The sequence below is a fragment of the Corallococcus interemptor genome, assembly GCF_003668875.1.
Taxonomy (GTDB): Bacteria; Myxococcota; Myxococcia; order Myxococcales; family Myxococcaceae; genus Corallococcus; species Corallococcus interemptor.
The window spans coordinates 1-15,579 of sequence record NZ_RAWM01000025.1; the positions used below are offsets into that span (position 1 = coordinate 1).

The 15,579-nt window shown below is 69.8% G+C and carries 15 protein-coding genes; 8 read left to right on the top strand and 7 right to left on the bottom strand.

Features of this window, described 5'->3' with window-relative positions; translation table 11 throughout:
- Positions 1-123: 123 nt before the first annotated feature.
- Positions 124-405: a hypothetical protein gene (locus D7X96_RS11995; RefSeq protein WP_120548488.1), complete on the bottom strand. Its 282-nt coding sequence runs from the start codon at positions 403-405 to the stop codon at positions 124-126.
- 96 nt (positions 406-501) lie between these two features.
- Here D7X96_RS11995 and D7X96_RS12000 point away from each other — a divergent pair, with 96 nt between their 5' ends.
- Positions 502-762, top strand: a complete 261-nt coding sequence (locus D7X96_RS12000) for a hypothetical protein (RefSeq protein WP_120548489.1) — start codon at positions 502-504, stop codon at positions 760-762.
- Position 763: 1 nt separating this feature from the next.
- On the opposite strand, the gene D7X96_RS12005 is transcribed toward D7X96_RS12000, so the two are convergent.
- Entirely contained in the window at positions 764-3,472 is a 2,709-nt protein-coding gene (locus tag D7X96_RS12005) for a winged helix-turn-helix domain-containing protein (protein ID WP_121769784.1), read from the bottom strand.
- A 245-nt stretch (positions 3,473-3,717) separates the two neighbouring features.
- On the opposite strand from D7X96_RS12005, the gene D7X96_RS12010 reads away from it, so the two are divergent.
- Entirely contained in the window at positions 3,718-6,603 is a 2,886-nt protein-coding gene (locus tag D7X96_RS12010) for a YncE family protein (RefSeq protein WP_121769754.1), read from the top strand.
- 102 nt (positions 6,604-6,705) lie between these two features.
- Complete coding sequence (locus D7X96_RS12015) at positions 6,706-7,119, top strand: hypothetical protein (RefSeq protein ID WP_147442738.1); 414 nt, start codon at positions 6,706-6,708, stop codon at positions 7,117-7,119.
- Here the strand turns inward: D7X96_RS12015 and D7X96_RS12020 are convergent.
- Positions 7,111-8,025, bottom strand: coding sequence for a LysR family transcriptional regulator (locus D7X96_RS12020; RefSeq protein WP_121769755.1), 915 nt, complete (start codon positions 8,023-8,025; stop codon positions 7,111-7,113). The genes D7X96_RS12015 and D7X96_RS12020 overlap by 9 nt on opposite strands.
- Positions 8,026-8,131: 106 nt before the next feature.
- Here D7X96_RS12020 and D7X96_RS12025 point away from each other — a divergent pair, with 106 nt between their 5' ends.
- Complete coding sequence (locus D7X96_RS12025) at positions 8,132-8,536, top strand: RidA family protein (protein ID WP_121722239.1); 405 nt, start codon at positions 8,132-8,134, stop codon at positions 8,534-8,536.
- A 9-nt stretch (positions 8,537-8,545) separates the two neighbouring features.
- Here D7X96_RS12025 and D7X96_RS12030 read toward each other — a convergent pair whose 3' ends face one another.
- Entirely contained in the window at positions 8,546-9,517 is a 972-nt protein-coding gene (locus D7X96_RS12030) for a hypothetical protein (protein ID WP_121769756.1), read from the bottom strand.
- Between the two features lie 91 nt (positions 9,518-9,608).
- On the opposite strand from D7X96_RS12030, the gene D7X96_RS12035 reads away from it, so the two are divergent.
- Both D7X96_RS12035 and D7X96_RS12040 read left to right on the top strand, forming a co-directional pair.
- The gene (locus D7X96_RS12035) at positions 9,609-9,758 is read left to right on the top strand and encodes an amino acid permease (RefSeq protein ID WP_244219552.1); all 150 of its coding nucleotides are present in this window, start codon (positions 9,609-9,611) and stop codon (positions 9,756-9,758) included.
- 325 nt (positions 9,759-10,083) lie between these two features.
- A complete protein-coding gene (locus tag D7X96_RS12040; protein ID WP_233609548.1) occupies positions 10,084-10,512 on the top strand; it encodes a hypothetical protein in 429 nt (142 codons plus the stop codon).
- A 57-nt stretch (positions 10,513-10,569) separates the two neighbouring features.
- Here the strand turns inward: D7X96_RS12040 and D7X96_RS12045 are convergent, their stop codons facing one another.
- The gene (locus D7X96_RS12045; RefSeq protein WP_120548496.1) at positions 10,570-11,535 is read right to left on the bottom strand and encodes an alpha/beta hydrolase; all 966 of its coding nucleotides are present in this window, start codon (positions 11,533-11,535) and stop codon (positions 10,570-10,572) included.
- Between the two features lie 95 nt (positions 11,536-11,630).
- Here D7X96_RS12045 and D7X96_RS12050 point away from each other — a divergent pair, with 95 nt between their 5' ends.
- Positions 11,631-12,710 carry a helix-turn-helix transcriptional regulator gene (locus D7X96_RS12050; protein WP_121769757.1) on the top strand — a complete coding sequence of 360 codons (1,080 nt, stop codon included), beginning with the start codon at positions 11,631-11,633 and terminating at the stop codon, positions 12,708-12,710.
- 11 nt (positions 12,711-12,721) lie between these two features.
- On the opposite strand, the gene D7X96_RS12055 is transcribed toward D7X96_RS12050, so the two are convergent.
- Positions 12,722-13,408, bottom strand: a complete 687-nt coding sequence (locus D7X96_RS12055) for an iron-containing redox enzyme family protein (protein WP_120548498.1) — start codon at positions 13,406-13,408, stop codon at positions 12,722-12,724.
- Positions 13,409-13,485: 77 nt separating this feature from the next.
- Complete coding sequence (locus tag D7X96_RS12060; protein WP_120548499.1) at positions 13,486-14,298, bottom strand: GNAT family N-acetyltransferase; 813 nt, start codon at positions 14,296-14,298, stop codon at positions 13,486-13,488.
- Positions 14,299-14,446: 148 nt separating this feature from the next.
- On the opposite strand from D7X96_RS12060, the gene D7X96_RS12065 reads away from it, so the two are divergent.
- Positions 14,447-15,577, top strand: a complete 1,131-nt coding sequence (locus D7X96_RS12065) for a hypothetical protein (RefSeq protein ID WP_121769758.1) — start codon at positions 14,447-14,449, stop codon at positions 15,575-15,577.
- The last annotated feature ends 2 nt before the right edge of the window (positions 15,578-15,579 follow it).

Below are 15,579 nucleotides of genomic sequence, written 5' to 3' on the forward strand. Positions count from 1 at the left end.
GCTCGCTGCAGCTTCCTCCTGTCGTGTGCTGTCAGCCCCAGCTCGGCTGGGCTTCTTGCCGGTCGCATGCCCCAGAAATTGGGCATGCGACCCGAATTTGTCTCGGAACTTCTGGCGGCCTACTTAGACGAACGCTGGCGCATTCCGGCGGGCTTCATAGAAGCAGCCCAGCTGGTAGTGCACGGCGCCCTCCGAGTGCGCCCAGTCCGCGCACGTCCTGGGCGTCCAGCTCGCGGGCACGTTGATGGAGTCGCGCCAGCTGTCGGGGACCACCGCGCTGCAGACCTTCTGCCCAACTGCGCTCCCCGGAGGAGGAAGCCGGCTGCCATGCGCGACAGCGCCTCCCGCGAGGAGCATCGCCACCACCACCCACGCCGCCTGGATCCGCTTCCGCTGAGCCGCCATGGTCCTGCTCCTTCACGCCGGCCGGTTCATTCCGTGCCGCCAATGTCAGCAATGGCACTTCCCCGTGCCTTTCATTCAATGACTTATGCTCCGGCAATGCCACGCAATCAGCGGGAGTACGGCCTCAGCCATGCGGACCGCGTCGCTGAGATCGAACGGAAGTTCGGACGCGATCAGCTCGACGCGGTGCTCGCGCAACTGGGCCAGGTCTCCAACCCCACGGAAAAGCTGCTGGGCGCCATCGTCTTCCTCGCCAGGGTGGGCCATGTCGAGGACATCGCCAACACCGTGACGCTCGCCAATCAGGACCCGTCCCAGGTCTTGAACGCCGCGACGGTCAAGGACGAGCGCGGCTGATTCAGAGGTTGCGCGCCAGCCGCTCCCGCGCCTTCACGATGGCCGCGGTGCGCGTCGTCACGTCCAGCTTCGCGAACACGTTGCGCAGGTGCCACTTCGTGGTGGAGAGCGCCACGTTGGAGCGCTCGCTGATCTCCTGGTTGCTCAGGCCCTGGGCCAGCAGCTTGAGCATCTGGAGCTCCCTTTCGGTCAGCGGCTCCAGCGGCGCGCTGGGCAGGACCGCGAAGCCCGCGGGCTCGCTCCGGCCCAGGGACAGCAGGTCCTGGTACCGCTCCGTGTAGCGGGCCGGCAGCACGTGGCTCAGCTTGCGCTGCGTGGCCGCCGCGACGAGGACCTCCTGCAAGCCCGGCGTCTCGTCGAACACGCCCCGGCTGAAGCCGAACCGGGGCACCAGCGCGAAGCCCCGGTTCACCGCCGCGAACGCCGCCGTGGGGTCCCCTGCCCTCCAGTGACACACGGCCAATGCGGCCAGCAGCGCCGTCTCCCGCGCCACGCAGCCCGCCTCGTGCGCGCTGGCCCTCAGCGTCTCCAGGAGCCCGTGCGCCCGGTCGTGCCTCCCCTTCGCCATCAACACCCAGGCCTGCGCCACCCCCAGCTGCTCCCAGGTCTCGTCGTAGAAGCGCCGCTCGCTCCACTCGCCCCGGCGCATGCGCTCGCCCAGGTCGAACTCCCGCGCCACGACCTTCATCCGCGCGGGCGACTGCTCCACCATGGAGAGGCGGATCTTCTCCCCGCAGACGTGGGCCAGGAAGCGCGTCTGGTGGCCGCACTCGAGCACGCTGTGCAGGTAGTCCAACAGCTGCCACGCCTCCGCGTACTTCCCCCGGATGGCCTTGATGCGGGCCAGGACGAGGTAGGCCACCGCGAAGGTCTCGAACACCGCCGCCTGGGACAGGAGCGGCAGCACTTCGATGCAGAGGGCTTCGGCTTCGTCCAGGCGGTTCTGGTCGTAGCGGGTGTTGGCCAGCGCCGTCGCGGCGTTCACCCAGACCGGATTGCGCCGTCCCCGGCTCGCGCGCTCGAAGGCCGCCTCGCACCGGTCCACCGCTTCCTTCATGTGGCCCTGCGCCCGGTCCGCCAGGACGATGAGCACGTCCGTGTAGCCCACCATGTAGGGATTGATTGGCCCCTGCAGCGTCTCGCGCGCCACCGACGCGAGCCTTCGCATCGCATCGAACCGGTTCTGCCGCAGCGCCTGGTACGCCTTCGCCGCCAGCACCGCGCCCGCCATGAAGATGTCCGGATCCTCGTCCCCCGGAGACGCCTCCAGCTCGATGCCGGAGGCCGAGTCCGACAGCACGGCGTGCAGCAGCGCGAGCCGGGAGAGCTGCCGCGACAGGCGCTCGCGCTCCGGGGCGGGCGCCGCCGTCTGGAGCCGGCGCTGCGCGTCCTGCAGGGCCAGCGAGGCCGGCGCGAAGCCCCGGGACAGGATGAGGCACGCGATGCGCGCCACGCAGATGGCGGGCGACTGGAAGACCTCCTCCGCCGTCAGCTTCTCCGTCCACTGGAGCACCGAGGCAATCTCCCCCTCGCGCATCCACGCCTCCGCGCACCTCGCCACCAGCTCCAGACACCAGCCCCGGTCCCCGGACGCGAACGCGTGCGTCAGGGCTTCGTCTGGCAGCGCGTGCTCGGCGAACCAGGCGCTCGCCGCGCGGTGCAGCCGGGGGATGCGGTCCCCGTACGTGCACGCCAGCTGGGTGCGCAGGAAGTCGAGGAACAGCGGGTGGTAGCGGTACCACGGGTCCTGCGTGTCCAGGGACTGGATGAACAGCTGCGCCCGCTCCAGCTCCGCCAGCAGCGCCGGCCCCTGCGTGATGCCCAGCAGCGCGTTGCACAGCTCCCCGTTGAGCCGGTCCACCACCGAGCTCAACACCAGGAAGGCGTGCACCTCCTCCGTCTGCTCGCGCAGCACGACATCCGCCAGGTACCTCGCCACGTCGTGGTTGGAGCCCACCGCCTTGCGGAGCGCGTCGCTCACGCTGGCGTGCTCCCCCGCCGTCAGCAGGGCCAGCTTCACCCCGGCCACCCAGCCCTCCGTGCGCGCGCGCAGGTACTCCACGTCGTCAGGCTGGAGCACCGCGCCGCACAGGCGCCGCCCCAGTTCGTGGATGGCCTCCCCGTCCAGGCTCAGGTCGCGGCTGTCGAGCGTCACCAGCTGCTCGGTGAGCTTCAGCTTCGCCAGGTCCAGCTCGGGCGGGCTGCGCGAGGAGACGATCCAATGGACGTGCGGCGGGGCGTGGTCCAGCAGGTACGAGAAGGCCCGCACCAGCGCGCGCTCCCGCAGCACGTGGAAGTCGTCCAGTACCACCACCAGCTCGCGGCCCAGGTTCCACAGGCTGCGCAGCACCACCGTCGTCGCATGCTCCAAGGGGAGCGCCACCTGCGCGTCCAGCGGGCTGGCGATGTACGCGTCGAACTCCGGGGCCGCGCGGCGGATGGCCCCGACGAGGTAGGAGAAGAAGCGCTCCGGCGCGTTGTCCCGCTCGTCGAGCGACAGCCACGCGAGCAGCCGGGAGCCGTGCACCTCGCGGCACCACTGCGTCAGCAGCGTCGTCTTCCCCGAGCCCAGCGGCGCCGTCATCAGCACGAGCGTGCCGACGGCACCCCGGTCAATCTTCCGGAGCGCCGCACTCCTCGAGACGAGCACCGACGCCGTCCGCGGCGGCGCGAGCTTCGTCGGCAGCAGGTGCGAGAGCGGGTCGCCCATGGGCACGTCCCCTGTGACCGAGTGCAGCGCGAAGTAGACCACCGCGTCGTGCGCGGGAGAACCCGGGCCCTGACGTACCGAGCGTCAAGCAGTGAACACCGCGACGCGTCACGAACGGAGGACACCGCGACGCATCCTCGCACCCGCAGTGCGTGGGCGCCCCCCTCCCTTCGGAGGGGGCGATGTCGCAAGGCTCACTGGTAATCCCTAGTGCGCAGCTCTTACTCGCTCACCAGGAGATCCCCATGGTCCCGACCCCGCAAGTGGGCCCGAGCACGAACCGGTGGCGCACCCGAACCGGTCTGCTGTGCGCCGCCGTGTCGCTGTTCGCCTCCGCCCCCGCCGCCGCCCAGGCGCCCTCGTTCATTGAATTCGAGAGCGCGCACGTGCGCCCGCTGGCCCTGTCTCCGGACGGCACGAAGCTGTTCGCCGTCAACACGCCGGACAACCGCCTGGAGGTCTTCAACGTCACCAGCGAGGGGCTGTCCCTGGTGGCGGAGGTGCCGGTGGGCCTGGAGCCGGTGTCGGTCGCCGCGCGCAGCAACACCGAGGTCTGGGTGGTCAACCACCTGTCCGACAGCGTCAGCGTGGTGAGCGTGAGCGGCACGCCGCACGTGGTGCGCACGCTGCTGGTGGGTGACGAGCCGCGCGACATCGTGTTCGCCGGCGCCAACGGCAATGCCTTCATCACCACCGCGCACCGGGGCCAGCAGCGCACGGATCCGTCCATTGCCTCCGTGCCCGGCGCTGGAGACCCGCAGCTCACCACGCCGGGCGTGGGCCGCGCGGACGTCTGGGTCTTCAACCCCGCGTCCCTGGGGACGACGCTGGGCGGCACGCCCGTCCGCATCCTGACGCTCTTTGGCGACACGCCTCGCGGGCTGGCCGTCAGCCCGGACAGGAAGACGGTCTACGCGGCCATCGCCCAGTCCGGCAACCGCACGACGACCATCAACATGGACAGCGTGTGCAACGGCTTTGGCAAGGCGGGCGTGTGCCTGGTCCAGCCGGACACGTTCCCCTGGGGCAACAACCTGTTCGTGGGCGGCCTGCCCGGTCCGTCCACCAACGCCGACGGCGCCAGGGCCCCGGAGACGGGCCTCATCGTCAAATGGAACAGCGACCGCAGCCGGTGGGAGGACACGCTGGGCCGCAACTGGAACAACGGCGTGCGCTTCAACCTGCCGGACAAGGACGTCTTCGCCATCGACGCGGACGGCCTGCAGCAGAAGGCGTTCTACACGGGCGTGGGCACCACCGTGTTCAACCTGGCCACCAACCCCAGGACGGGCGCGGTGTACGCGACCAACAGCGACGCCAACAACCTCACCCGCTTCGAGGGCCCCGGCGCCTTCGGCGGCAGCACGGTGCAGGGCAACATCGCGAAGATGCGCATCACCGTCATCAAGGGGACGACGGTGTCGCCGCGCCACCTGAACAAGCACCTGGACTATTCAAAGCTTGCCGGCTCGCCCGGCTTTGACTCCACGGCGAAGAACCACAGCCTCTCCACGCCCACGGAGATGGCCGTCTCCAGTGACGGCACCAAGCTGTACGTGGCCGCGTTCAGCTCCAGCAAGGTGGGCGTCTTCGACACCGCGGCGCTGGAGGCGGACACGTTCAATCCCCGGACGGCGAGCGCCAACTACATCCCGGTGACGGGCGGCGGCCCCAGCGGCCTGGTGCTGGACGAGGCGCGCAACCGCCTCTACGTGATGACCCGCTTCGACAACGCGGTGAAGGTCATCGACCTGGCCACGAAGAGCCAGCTGGCCTCGGCCGCGCTCTACAACCCGGAGCCTGACTCCGTCGTGCAGGGCCGCCCGTTCCTCTACGACGCGAACTTCTCCTCGGCCAACGGCGAGGCCTCCTGCGCCAGCTGCCACGTCTTCGGCGACAAGGACGAGCTCGCCTGGGACCTGGGCAACCCGGATGACGCCGTCACCACCAACGCCATCGACAAGCGGCTCGCGAGCAGCCTGGAGATTGGCGCGTTCCGCCTGCTGACCGGCCACCCGAGCTCCGACGTCAACGGCACCGGCAACCAGAACTCCTTCCACCCCATGAAGGGGCCCATGACGACGCAGACGCTGCGCGGCATGTCCACGTCGGGCGCCATGCACTGGCGCGGGGACCGCTCCACGGGCTTCTTCGGCTCGGGGGCGTATGACGAGGCCCTGTCGTTCAAGAACTTCGTCGTCGCCTTCCCGGGGCTGCTCGGCCGCGCGGACCAGCCCACCGAGGCGGAGATGAACAAGTTCACGAACTTCCAGCTCCAGGTGCAGCTGCCGCCCAACCCCATCCGCAAGCTGGACAACTCGCTCACGTCCACGCAGGCCGCCGGCCGTGACTTCTACTTTGGCAGCCGCCGCGTGGACGGCCTGGCCATTGGCTCCAACACCGGCTTCAACTGCAATGGCTGCCACGCCATCGACGCGGCGCAGGGCCACTTCGGCACGGACGGCCAGTCCAGCTTCGAGGGCATCAGCCAGATCATGAAGATCCCCCACGTGCGAAACATGTACACGAAGGTCGGCATGTTCGGCTTCCCGGACAACAGCTTCTTCCAGCACCCGGAATCCGGGCCCACGGGCGACCAGGTCCGCGGCTTCGGCTTCACGCACGACGGCGCGGTGGACACGCTGTTCCGCTTCTTCAGCGCCATCGTCTTCGCCAACAACAGCATCGGCGGGCCCCTGGTGGGCTTCCGCGGCGACACCGAGCGCCGGGAGGTGGAGGCGTACATGATGGCGGTGGACTCGGACCTGGCGCCCATCGTGGGCCAGCAGGTGACGCTCACGTCGACGAACGCCTCCGCCGTGGGGGCGCGCATCGACCTGTTGATTGCCCGGGCGAAGGCGCCGTTCGTGTCGAAGATCCTCGGCGGCTCCACCTACGAGGCCGACCTGGTGGCGAAGGCCGCCATCGGAACCCGCGTGAAGGGCTTCCTCTTCGACCGCGCGGCCGGCACCTGGAAGCCCGATGACGGCACCGCCAACCTCACCACCGCGGCCCTGCGCGCGCTGGCGAACACGCTGGGCCAGGAGGTGACCTTCACCGCGGTGCCCCCGGGCTCCGGCACGCGCATCGCGCTCGACCGGAACCTGGACGGCAGGCTGGACGGTCAGTGACGCACTGATATTGGCCCCAGGTCCAATCCCAGACATCCCCCGAAAGGGGCAGTCGCAGGGGCGCGCTTGACGACGAGCGCGCCCCTGCTCTTTGCTCACGGCATGAAAGCTTGTCTCTCCACGCTCGTGAGTGCAGCTGTCATCCTCTCCTCCAGCCCCGGCCTCGCGCAGGAACGTGCGAACGACCTGCTCAACGGCAAGCCTCCGCCCACGGGCACCGGGATGCTGGTCGCCGGCAGCATCCTGACCGGTGTGGGGGCGGTCAACCTGCTCACCTCTCCCCTGTGTAAAACCAGCATGGTCCCCCGCGACACGCAGGACGTCTGCTTTGGCTCATCCCTGGCCATTGGCGGCGTCTTCGCGGCCGTGGGGCTCCCGCTCCTGTTCGTGGGCATCAGCCGCCACAACAACTACGTGGAATGGAAGCGGCAGAACCGCGCCGTCGCGTTGCTCACCGACGTGGGCGTCACGCCAACTCCCGGCGGGGCCGCGCTCACGTGGAACGCGTCATTCTGATCCGGAAGGTCCCGCGCTCCATCGTTCGACCATCAGGTCGATGAAGCGCCGCACCTTCGCGGGCAGGTAGCGTTTGCTCGGGTAGAGCGCCGTGATGGGAACGGACTCCGTCTCACAGGACGGCAGCAGCGCCTTGAGCCGCCCGCTCGACAGGTCTTCGTCGACCAGGAACCCGGGCAGATAGGCGATGCCCAGTCCCGCGACGGCCGCGTCCCGGATGGCCTCCCCGCTGTCGAGCCGCAGGCGGCTTCGTCCCTCCACCTTCACCGGCGAGCCGCCCTTCTCCCGCAGACGCCAGTGCTGCCGCCGCGTCCGGCTGCTGAAGAACAGGCAGTCATGCGCCGCCAGGTCCTCCAGCGTGGCGGGTTCGCCGTGCGCCTGGAGATACGAGGGCGCGGCGCAGACGAACACCGGGTGCCGGGCGACGACGCGGGAGACCAGGCGCGTGTCGGGGCTGGCGGCGTTGATGCGCACGGCCAGGTCGTAGCCCTCCTCGATGATGTCCGTGACGCGATCCGTGAAGCTCACCTCCGCCTGGAGCTCGGGCCAGGTCCGCAGGTAGTCCCGCAGCAAGGGGAGGACCTGCCGTCTGCCGAAGGCGGCTGGCAGGGTGAGCCGCAGAACCCCCCGGGGCGTTCCCGCGCGCTGCCCCACGCTGGCTTCCGCGTCGTCCAGGGCCGAGACGACCTGGAGGCAGTGCTCGTGGAAGACCCGGCCCTCGTCGGTGAGGCTCAGCTGGCGCGTCGTGCGATTGAGCAGGCGCACCCCCAGGCGTGACTCCAGCCGCGTCAGCGCCTTGCCTGCCGCCGAGCGCGTCAGCCCGAGCGCCTGGCCACCGCTCACGAAGCTGCCCGCGTCCACGACGGCCATGAAGGCGAGGATTTCATCCAGATGGGCGCGCTTCATCGCTGGGGCGCCATTGTAGCGGCCGCATCGCTGGAGAGGGGAACGCCGTTCCCCAATGGGACCGGTATACGAGCCCGGCATTCACCCATCCACCCGGAGACCTTCCATGCCCGTGACCCTGCTCAACCCCGATGGACTCATGAAGCCCGACGTTTACCGGCAGGTGGCGATCGCCACCGGCTCGCGGCAGGTGCACATCGCGGGACAGGTCGCGTACGACGCGCAGGGACAGCTCGTCGCGCGGGGGGACCTGGCGGGACAGGTGGCGCAGGCCTACCGCAACGTCGCCATCGCCCTGGCGGCGGCGGGGGCGACGTTCAGTGACGTCGTCCGGCTGACCATCTACGTCGTCGACTGGAAGCATGAGCAGATGCCCGCCTTCCTCGCCGGCATCGAACAGGTCTCCCGGGAGCTGGGCATCGTGCCGGCCCCGGCATCGCTCATCGGGGTCTCCGTGCTCTTCGAGCCGGGCGTGCTCGTTGAAATCGAAGCCACCGCGGTCTTGAGCTGAGCCGCTTCGTTACCTCGACTGGACGCGGCGGCGCCGCCGCGACTTCTCCCGGCGGTGCGACGGCTTCGGGTGGGCCCTGGGGGCCTCGGGAGTCCGGGCGAGGTGGAGCATCTGGTAGAGGCTGAGCAGCATCATCGTCACCGCGCGGGACGCGTCCGGGGCGGCCGGCGCGTCCTTGGGGATGACGGGACGCCAGGACTCGTCCAGTTGGATCCGGAGGCGCAGGTGTCCTCCACGGATGCGCAGCCGGTGGAGCTTCGCGCCGGGAGGAAGGCGCACCGCCTCCCGGGCCCGGTCCTCTGACAGCGTCGCGAGCTGGGGGTGCCGCTTCGCCTTCACGCGCAGCCGGGCCTCCAGGAACAGCGTGTCGTACTCCTTGAGCTTGATGCGCCGGCGCGGCCCGTTGGGACCGGCCTTGCTGACCTTGACCCGGCGGCGCTCCACGGCGGTCAGCCGCAGGTGTGCCCCGTCCCTCAGCCGCGTCTCCAGCTGGAGCCACGGGTCCAGCTGATCCGGCGGCGCCGTCTTCTTGAAGGTCAGGGGGAACGTGCTCGAACCGGGGCCCTTGTCGCGGGGATGGGGACGGATCCGCAGACGGATGGGAGCCCCCGGCACAAGGTCTTCCCTCAGGCGCCGGAGCACCCGGACGACCAGCTCCGAGCGCCGGCGCGGGTCGTCGCCAGGGTGGCCGTCCGCATGGAAGCGGAAGCTTCGGAGCTCGTAGCGCAGCCACAGCAGGATGGCCGACACGAGGAACACGCCCTTCGCGACGGTCGACCCGGCCCCCTCCAGGATGGTCCCGTAATAGAGGCCCAGGCCCACGCCCACCAGCGGGCCCAGGATCCACAGCACACGCCCGAGCCCCTGGAACCGCAGGGGCGAGGGAATCGCTTCCATGGCGTCCAGCACGCCCAACATGGGCGCTTCCACCACCAGGGCTTTCGACGTCGGGGCGATGACCTTCGCCGGTGCTGCGGCCATGCCGGGCGTCCTTCCAGAGGCGGCGTGTTCGGGAGCAGGCATGCTAGCCGATATGATCCCCGGGCCATGAGCCCCTCCCCTGCCCAGGGCCGTGGCGCTCATCGGCGCGTTCATCTACGGGGAGCTGGGCCAGCGCATCCCCAAGGCAGGGGGCAGCTATGTCTATCTGCGCGATGCCTTCGGCCCGCTGCCCGCGTTCCTCAATGCGTGGGGGTTGATGCTGATGATGAGTGCGCCCTGAATCAGGGGCGTGTATGGGAAGCCCCGGGGAAATCCCGTAGCCAGGCAGCCACCGCAATGTGCAACGCGGCCAGATCGCAATCGTCCGCACTCACAGGAACTACACGTTTTGCTCGTTTTGATTTGCAGTTAGAACGAGCGCGGTGTTAGTAAGGCATTGGCTCCGGCCAACCCCCGTACAAACAACTCAGGAGAAGTCCATGACGAGGAACGTGAAGCGTTTCCTGGCTGCCTCCCTTTTGTCCCTCGCGCCGTCGGCTGCCTTTGCCGGCCCGGCCGACCTCGGGTTCCCCGACTTCCTTTCCCAGCGCACGGAATATGTCAGCGTGCGCGAGGGCGCGTTCGAGATTGCCCAGGTGAAGGGCGGTGCGTCGATTGGCGCGGCGCTGGAGAACTTCTTCGTCACCAACCAGAGCGGTGCCACCGTCTCGCTGGGCCTCCAGATCCTGAATGGCACGTTCAACGGCGTGTTCTCGCCCTACCCCGTGCCCACCGCCAACCTGGGCGGGTTCCAGGTGAGCGCCCCCGCTCCCATGCCGTCGTTCTCCCAGCAGTACTACTGGACGGTCGACCCGGCGAACCCGGCCGGCGCGAAGACGTGTGTCTGGCGCGTGGACATCGCGGACAGTGCCGGGAGCTGCACCGCGACGGTCTATTACGGCACCTACGGCGGCGCCGTCTGTACGGTCGATGCGGCCAACTCCTTCATCGACATCAACACCTGCCAGGCGCAGATCGTCACCATCATGCAGTGAGTTGAGCCTCACGCTGCCCGGGGCCTTCTCCATGAGGCCCCGGGCGGTACGAGCCGTTCAGCGGCGGGCGAACATGCGTCCCAACCATCCATCTCGCGCCGCGATGCAGGCCCGGGCCAGGCCGGATTGCGGAGCGATGTCATAGAAGCCGTGGAAGGCCCCGCCCCAGACGTGCAGCTCGCATTCACCGCCCGCGGCCAGGATGCCGCGCGCATAGGCCATGGCTTCATCCCGGAACGTCTCCGCGGCCGCCACGTCGATGAAGGTCGGCGGCAGCCCCCGCAGGTCCGTGGCGCGCGCGGGCGCGGAATAGACAGACACGTCCGGGCCGCCCTGACGGTCGCCCAGCACGGCCCGCCAGGCCGTCAGGTTGCTCACCCGGTCCCAGACACCCACGCCTTCGTACCGGCGCGCGGACTCCGTGTCGTTGCGGTCGTCCAGCATGGGGCATTGCAGCAGCTGTCCCGCCAGCCGGGGGCCCTTCCGATCCCTCGCGAGGAGCGTGGTCCCCGCCGCGAGCCCGCCACCGCCGCTGCCTCCGAAGATGACGAGCCGGTCCGGGTCGAAGCGCAGGGCTCCGGCGTTCGCCGCCATCCACGCCAGCCCCGCGTAGCAGTCCTCCACCAGCGTGGGCGCGGGATGCTCCGGTGCCAGCCGGTACTCGACGCTCACACAGACCGCGTCATGCCGGAGCGCCCACTCCACCAGCGGCTTCGCGCCCGCGAAGCGGGTGCCCATCACCATGCCGCCGCCATGGATGTGATAGACGGCCGGGCCCGGCGTCGAGTGGTCCTTGCGGGTGATGACCGAGACCGTGATTTCCGCGCCCTGATACCCCGGGATGACGTGGTCGACGCAGTGGACCTCCGCGTCGCCAATCAGGTCCTCCCGGGTCACCCGGCTCAGCGTCCGGAAGTGCTCCAGCTGCGCCAGCGTCATGCGCACGGGCACGTACCCCGCCAGGGCTGGCAGGAGGGCGGCCAGCTGGGGGTCGAAGTCGGCGGATGCATTGGGAGGGTTCATCCCTCCGTCAATACCACTTGCGGGTGAGGGACACGCGCGCACCCCGGACCTATGGGTGACGGACATCCACGCCCGACCGGCGGAGGTCCCGTCCGATGAATTTCAACACCCGCGAGCTCCTGGTCCGCGACGATGTCATCGCGGCGCTCAACAGCTCGCTGTCACTCCCCCAGGTTCTCGAAGCCGCGCGGGCGTCGCTGCTCGAATTCGTTCAGGCCGACGCCATGGCCCTGTGCCTGATGCACGTCGAGCCTTTCGATTTCCAGTGGCTCGTCCCCGGCTCGCCCATCTCCATCCTGGATGAGTACGCCGTTCACGCCGAGCATGACTTCCTCCGGCCCGCCATCATTGCCCGGCCCAACGTGGTCATCCGCGATACGCAGCTGCTCACCCGCCCGCAGTTCGAACGCACCCGCATCTACCAGCGCAGCCTGGAGCTGGACCTTCCGCTGGAACACATCATGGCCGTCCAGCTCCCCATCCGCTCCGGCCTCGTCGGGGCGCTGGCGTTCTACCGGCATGAGCCGCACCCCTTCACCTCGCGGAGCACCACCGCCGTCGCCAGCCTCAACGCGCACCTGATGAACACGGTTCGCAACTGCCATGACGTCCAGGGCCTCATGGCGGGTGCCCACCTCATGGATGAGCTCCACCACGGTCCCGGCTCCGCCTACCTCGTCGTGGAGCCTCACGTCCGCGAGGTGTACCGCTCCAAGCACGCCGCGGCCCTCCTGGCCCGGTGGTTCAGCCCCTCGGACCTCCACTCCTCCGGCCTTCCGCGCGTCCTCCAGGAACAGCTGGAGGCGCTGGTGGCCATGGACGCGGACAATCGACTGGGGAAGACGCTCTGGGTCTTCAACCATCCCGAGGCCAGCCGCACCTGCCGGTTCATCGAGCTGCCCATGGCGGATGGAGCCCGGCGGTGGGCGCTCGTGTTGAACGAGCTCCCGCGCTCCATCCCGCTCCCCCGGGAGATGGAGCGCCAGCTCACGCCTCGCCAGGTCACCATCGCGAGGCTCCTGCTCCGCAACCGCACCAACGAGCAGATCGCCGAGGAGCTCGGCCGCAAGCTCCTGACCGTGAAGACCCACGTGCGGGACATCTTCGACCGGCTGGGCATCGACAGCCGCGCGGACCTCCTCTTCCAGGCCGCGCGGCTGAACAGGCCTGTCTGACGGTCGCTACCTCACCGGCTGGTGGCGCCGCTCTCACGGAAGATGCGCGGGTAGACGCTGCGGGCGACGCGGGCGGAGAAGAGGATGGCCTCCTGGTCCTCCGGGTCCGTCAGCGGCGCCAGGATCCGCTGCATCTCCGCCACGTGGTCTCCGTCCAGCGCGCCGTGGCTGCGCAGGAACGTCACCGACTTGTGGATGTTGGGAATGGCGGCCACCGCCTTCAGCCGCTCCGCCCACACGCCGGCCCGCGTCCGCGACAGGTACTCCAGCGCGTACGCGGTCCCCAGCACCGCCGTCGGCACGCCCGCGAGCGACGTGAAGAAGTTCCACCCCGTATATGCATCCACTGCGGGGCTGCGCTCCGCGGCCTCCACCTGCTCCTCCGGGACGCCCAGGTTCTTCAGGTCCGACAGCAGCCACCGGTCGTGGCCCTTCTCCTCCTCGCCCTTCTGGACCAGCAGCTCCGCCAGCTCCGGGTGCCGGCCCAGCCGCCTCAGCCGGTAGCCCCCTTCCGCGAGGATGGGCGTGCTCCACCGGGCGTAGTGGTACGTCTGGACGAGGTAGTGGATGTAGCCCTCCGCGTCGAGCGTGCCGTCGAGAAGGCGGCGGCCATCCGGCTGCGCGTCCACTGCCGCCACCAGCGCCCGCGCCTCCTCATCCAGCCGCGCCAGCCAATGCGTTTCCGTCTGTGTTTGCACGTACGTCTCCTGTCCGGGGCCTTCCGGGCTCCCGGCTGCTGCGTGTTGAAGGTGAAGGGAAGAGGCCGCCCCGGGACTCAGGCGGCGGAGTTCACGGCGTGCTCCAGCACGTCGAAGCGCGCCAGGGACTCCGCCGGGATTTCATCCAGCGACATGACGAGCGGCAGCGTGAACCACCGGAAGTACGCGTCGTAGAGCGGCTCCGCGATGAAGCGCGCCCCCATGGTCCTGGCGAAGAGCGAGGGCGACCGGGGCAGCCGCAGCTCATCCAGCAGCCCCCGCGCGGCCTTCGCTCGCTCCTCCTGCGTGTAGAACGGGCTGCGGGGAGGGACCGGGGCCTGCCACGGGTCGGGCACGTTCACGCGCCAGTGCGGGCTCACCCATCCCCGGTGGGCCGCCACCTGCCACGACAGCAGCGCGTCCTCGGGCGAGTCCGTCTCCAGGTTCGCGGAGGCAATCCAGTGCGTCACCCCGCGCCGCCGGCTCTCCGTGTACATGGCCGCCAGCAGCCAGGTGACGGCCTCCGTGCGCCGCCACTTCGGCAGCACGCAGAAGCGCGAGGGCTCCGCGAACACCCTCCCCGGCTGGAGCATGCCGGAGAGGTCCACGCGCTGCTCCATCTCCAGGCCCAGCCTCACGCCCAGGTTCGCCGCCACCTCCGCGTTGGGCAGCGCCACCCGCATCGCCGCCACGGCCTCCGAGCCCGCGTAGACGAGCAGGTGCACCGTGGTGTCGAGCGTGTCGATGGGGGTCATCTCCCGCCGCGCGACCGCCGACTGCTCGGACAGCAGGCCCATCTCGCCGCCAAAGACAGCCCAGCGGATGCGGGCCGCGTCATCGAACTCCCGCTGCGTGGTGGCGACACGCCAGCGCCAGTGAATGCACGTCATGGGTCCTCTCCCGGGGCCGGCTTCGCGCCGCTCCCACACCTCTTCTTTCGGGGCCGAGGGGCCGAGTTCGAGCGTGTTTCGGCTACGCTCGGGGGTGCGCGGCCAAGAAGCCTGGGGCCCTGACCGCGCCAGGACGGGGACATCGAGGATGAGCGCGGCCGTCGCGGGAGTGTGTCTGCTGGTGGAGCTGATGCTGGGCGTGGCGCTGCTCGTGGGCGCCTTCTTCACGCTGGCCTTCAGCAGCGAGGCATACCGGAACTCGGCCACGCCGCTGCATCAGGCGCTCAACGCGCTGACCTTCGTGCTCGCGGTGCTGCCGCTCGTCCTCACCCTCTGGGTCGGCTGGCGGCGCTTTTTGTCGGACCGTCCGTTCGACCCGGTGCCGCTGGGGATGGGGCTCCCCCTGGTGGCGCTGGGGGTGTGCGCCGTCGCCGGCTACCTGGCCCTCCTGGGCGGCGAGCTGGCGACGTCGAGCCATCGCCGGGAACAGGAGCGGGCCGCGCGGCTCGCGCTGCGTGCCGAGGTCGAAGGGGGCGCCGTGCACAAGGCCTGTGACCTGGTGGCCGCGGATCCGCGCGCTTCGGCGGAGGACATGCGCCGGTGCCGGGAGTTCATCGAGTCCCGCCCCGACGTCGCGGCCCGCTGGGCGGAGCTCACGAAGTTCACCGACCCGCGAGGTGGCTTCAATACCTGGCACCTGGCCCAGGTGGGGCTCGCGCCGGACTGGGCCTGGGGCGCGACGGTGCCGGTCATCCGGCACGACCAGGCGTGGCTCCTCCGCACGTTCCATGAGACCTGGCTGGCCCGGACGCAGGACCTGCCGTCCATGGACGACATGGGCCAGCTGCAGCTGGCGCTCCAGACCAGCACCCGCTTCCGGGGCTGGGACGCCCACGCCGTGGAGACGCTGCGCACGCAGGTGCTGCCCTCGCTGGTGGCCTGGCTGGATGCGCGGGAGCCGCGCCTGCGCGCCCTTCCGGACGTGGACACCTGGGTGCTGGGCGCCGTGCGTGAACGCATCCAGAGCCTGCTGACGAAGCCCGACGAAGGCGTGGAGCCACTGCCCCCGCTGCCAGGAACGCCGTCCGCGAGCGACATCGGCCTGGTGCGGATGGACGACACGGGCGCGCTGGACCTGTGGCTGCGCGCGTCGCCCACCTCGGGCAACATCGGGGATGTCTACCTGCACCGCGCTTCGTACGACAGTGATTACGAGCGATGGCGGAAGTACGTGGGAGACCTGCGCCCCGGGCAGCCGCGCTTCCTCCCCGCGCCCTGAGC

What these genes read in the sequence shown, in the direction of transcription:
- D7X96_RS12050 (WP_121769757.1), top strand. Translation starts at nt 11,631, where the DNA reads ATGAATTTCAACACCCGCGAGCTCCTGGTCCGCGACGATGTCATCGCG.
- D7X96_RS12020 (WP_121769755.1), bottom strand. Translation starts at nt 8,025, where the DNA reads ATGAAGCGCGCCCATCTGGATGAAATCCTCGCCTTCATGGCCGTCGTG.
- D7X96_RS12045 (WP_120548496.1), bottom strand. Translation starts at nt 11,535, where the DNA reads ATGAACCCTCCCAATGCATCCGCCGACTTCGACCCCCAGCTGGCCGCC.
- D7X96_RS12005 (WP_121769784.1), bottom strand. Translation starts at nt 3,472, where the DNA reads ATGGGCGACCCGCTCTCGCACCTGCTGCCGACGAAGCTCGCGCCGCCG.
- D7X96_RS12030 (WP_121769756.1), bottom strand. Translation starts at nt 9,517, where the DNA reads ATGGCCGCAGCACCGGCGAAGGTCATCGCCCCGACGTCGAAAGCCCTG.
- D7X96_RS12010 (WP_121769754.1), top strand. Translation starts at nt 3,718, where the DNA reads ATGGTCCCGACCCCGCAAGTGGGCCCGAGCACGAACCGGTGGCGCACC.
- D7X96_RS12060 (WP_120548499.1), bottom strand. Translation starts at nt 14,298, where the DNA reads ATGACGTGCATTCACTGGCGCTGGCGTGTCGCCACCACGCAGCGGGAG.
- D7X96_RS12015 (WP_147442738.1), top strand. Translation starts at nt 6,706, where the DNA reads ATGAAAGCTTGTCTCTCCACGCTCGTGAGTGCAGCTGTCATCCTCTCC.
- D7X96_RS12065 (WP_121769758.1), top strand. Translation starts at nt 14,447, where the DNA reads ATGAGCGCGGCCGTCGCGGGAGTGTGTCTGCTGGTGGAGCTGATGCTG.
- D7X96_RS11995 (WP_120548488.1), bottom strand. Translation starts at nt 405, where the DNA reads ATGGCGGCTCAGCGGAAGCGGATCCAGGCGGCGTGGGTGGTGGTGGCG.
- D7X96_RS12025 (WP_121722239.1), top strand. Translation starts at nt 8,132, where the DNA reads ATGCCCGTGACCCTGCTCAACCCCGATGGACTCATGAAGCCCGACGTT.
- D7X96_RS12000 (WP_120548489.1), top strand. Translation starts at nt 502, where the DNA reads ATGCCACGCAATCAGCGGGAGTACGGCCTCAGCCATGCGGACCGCGTC.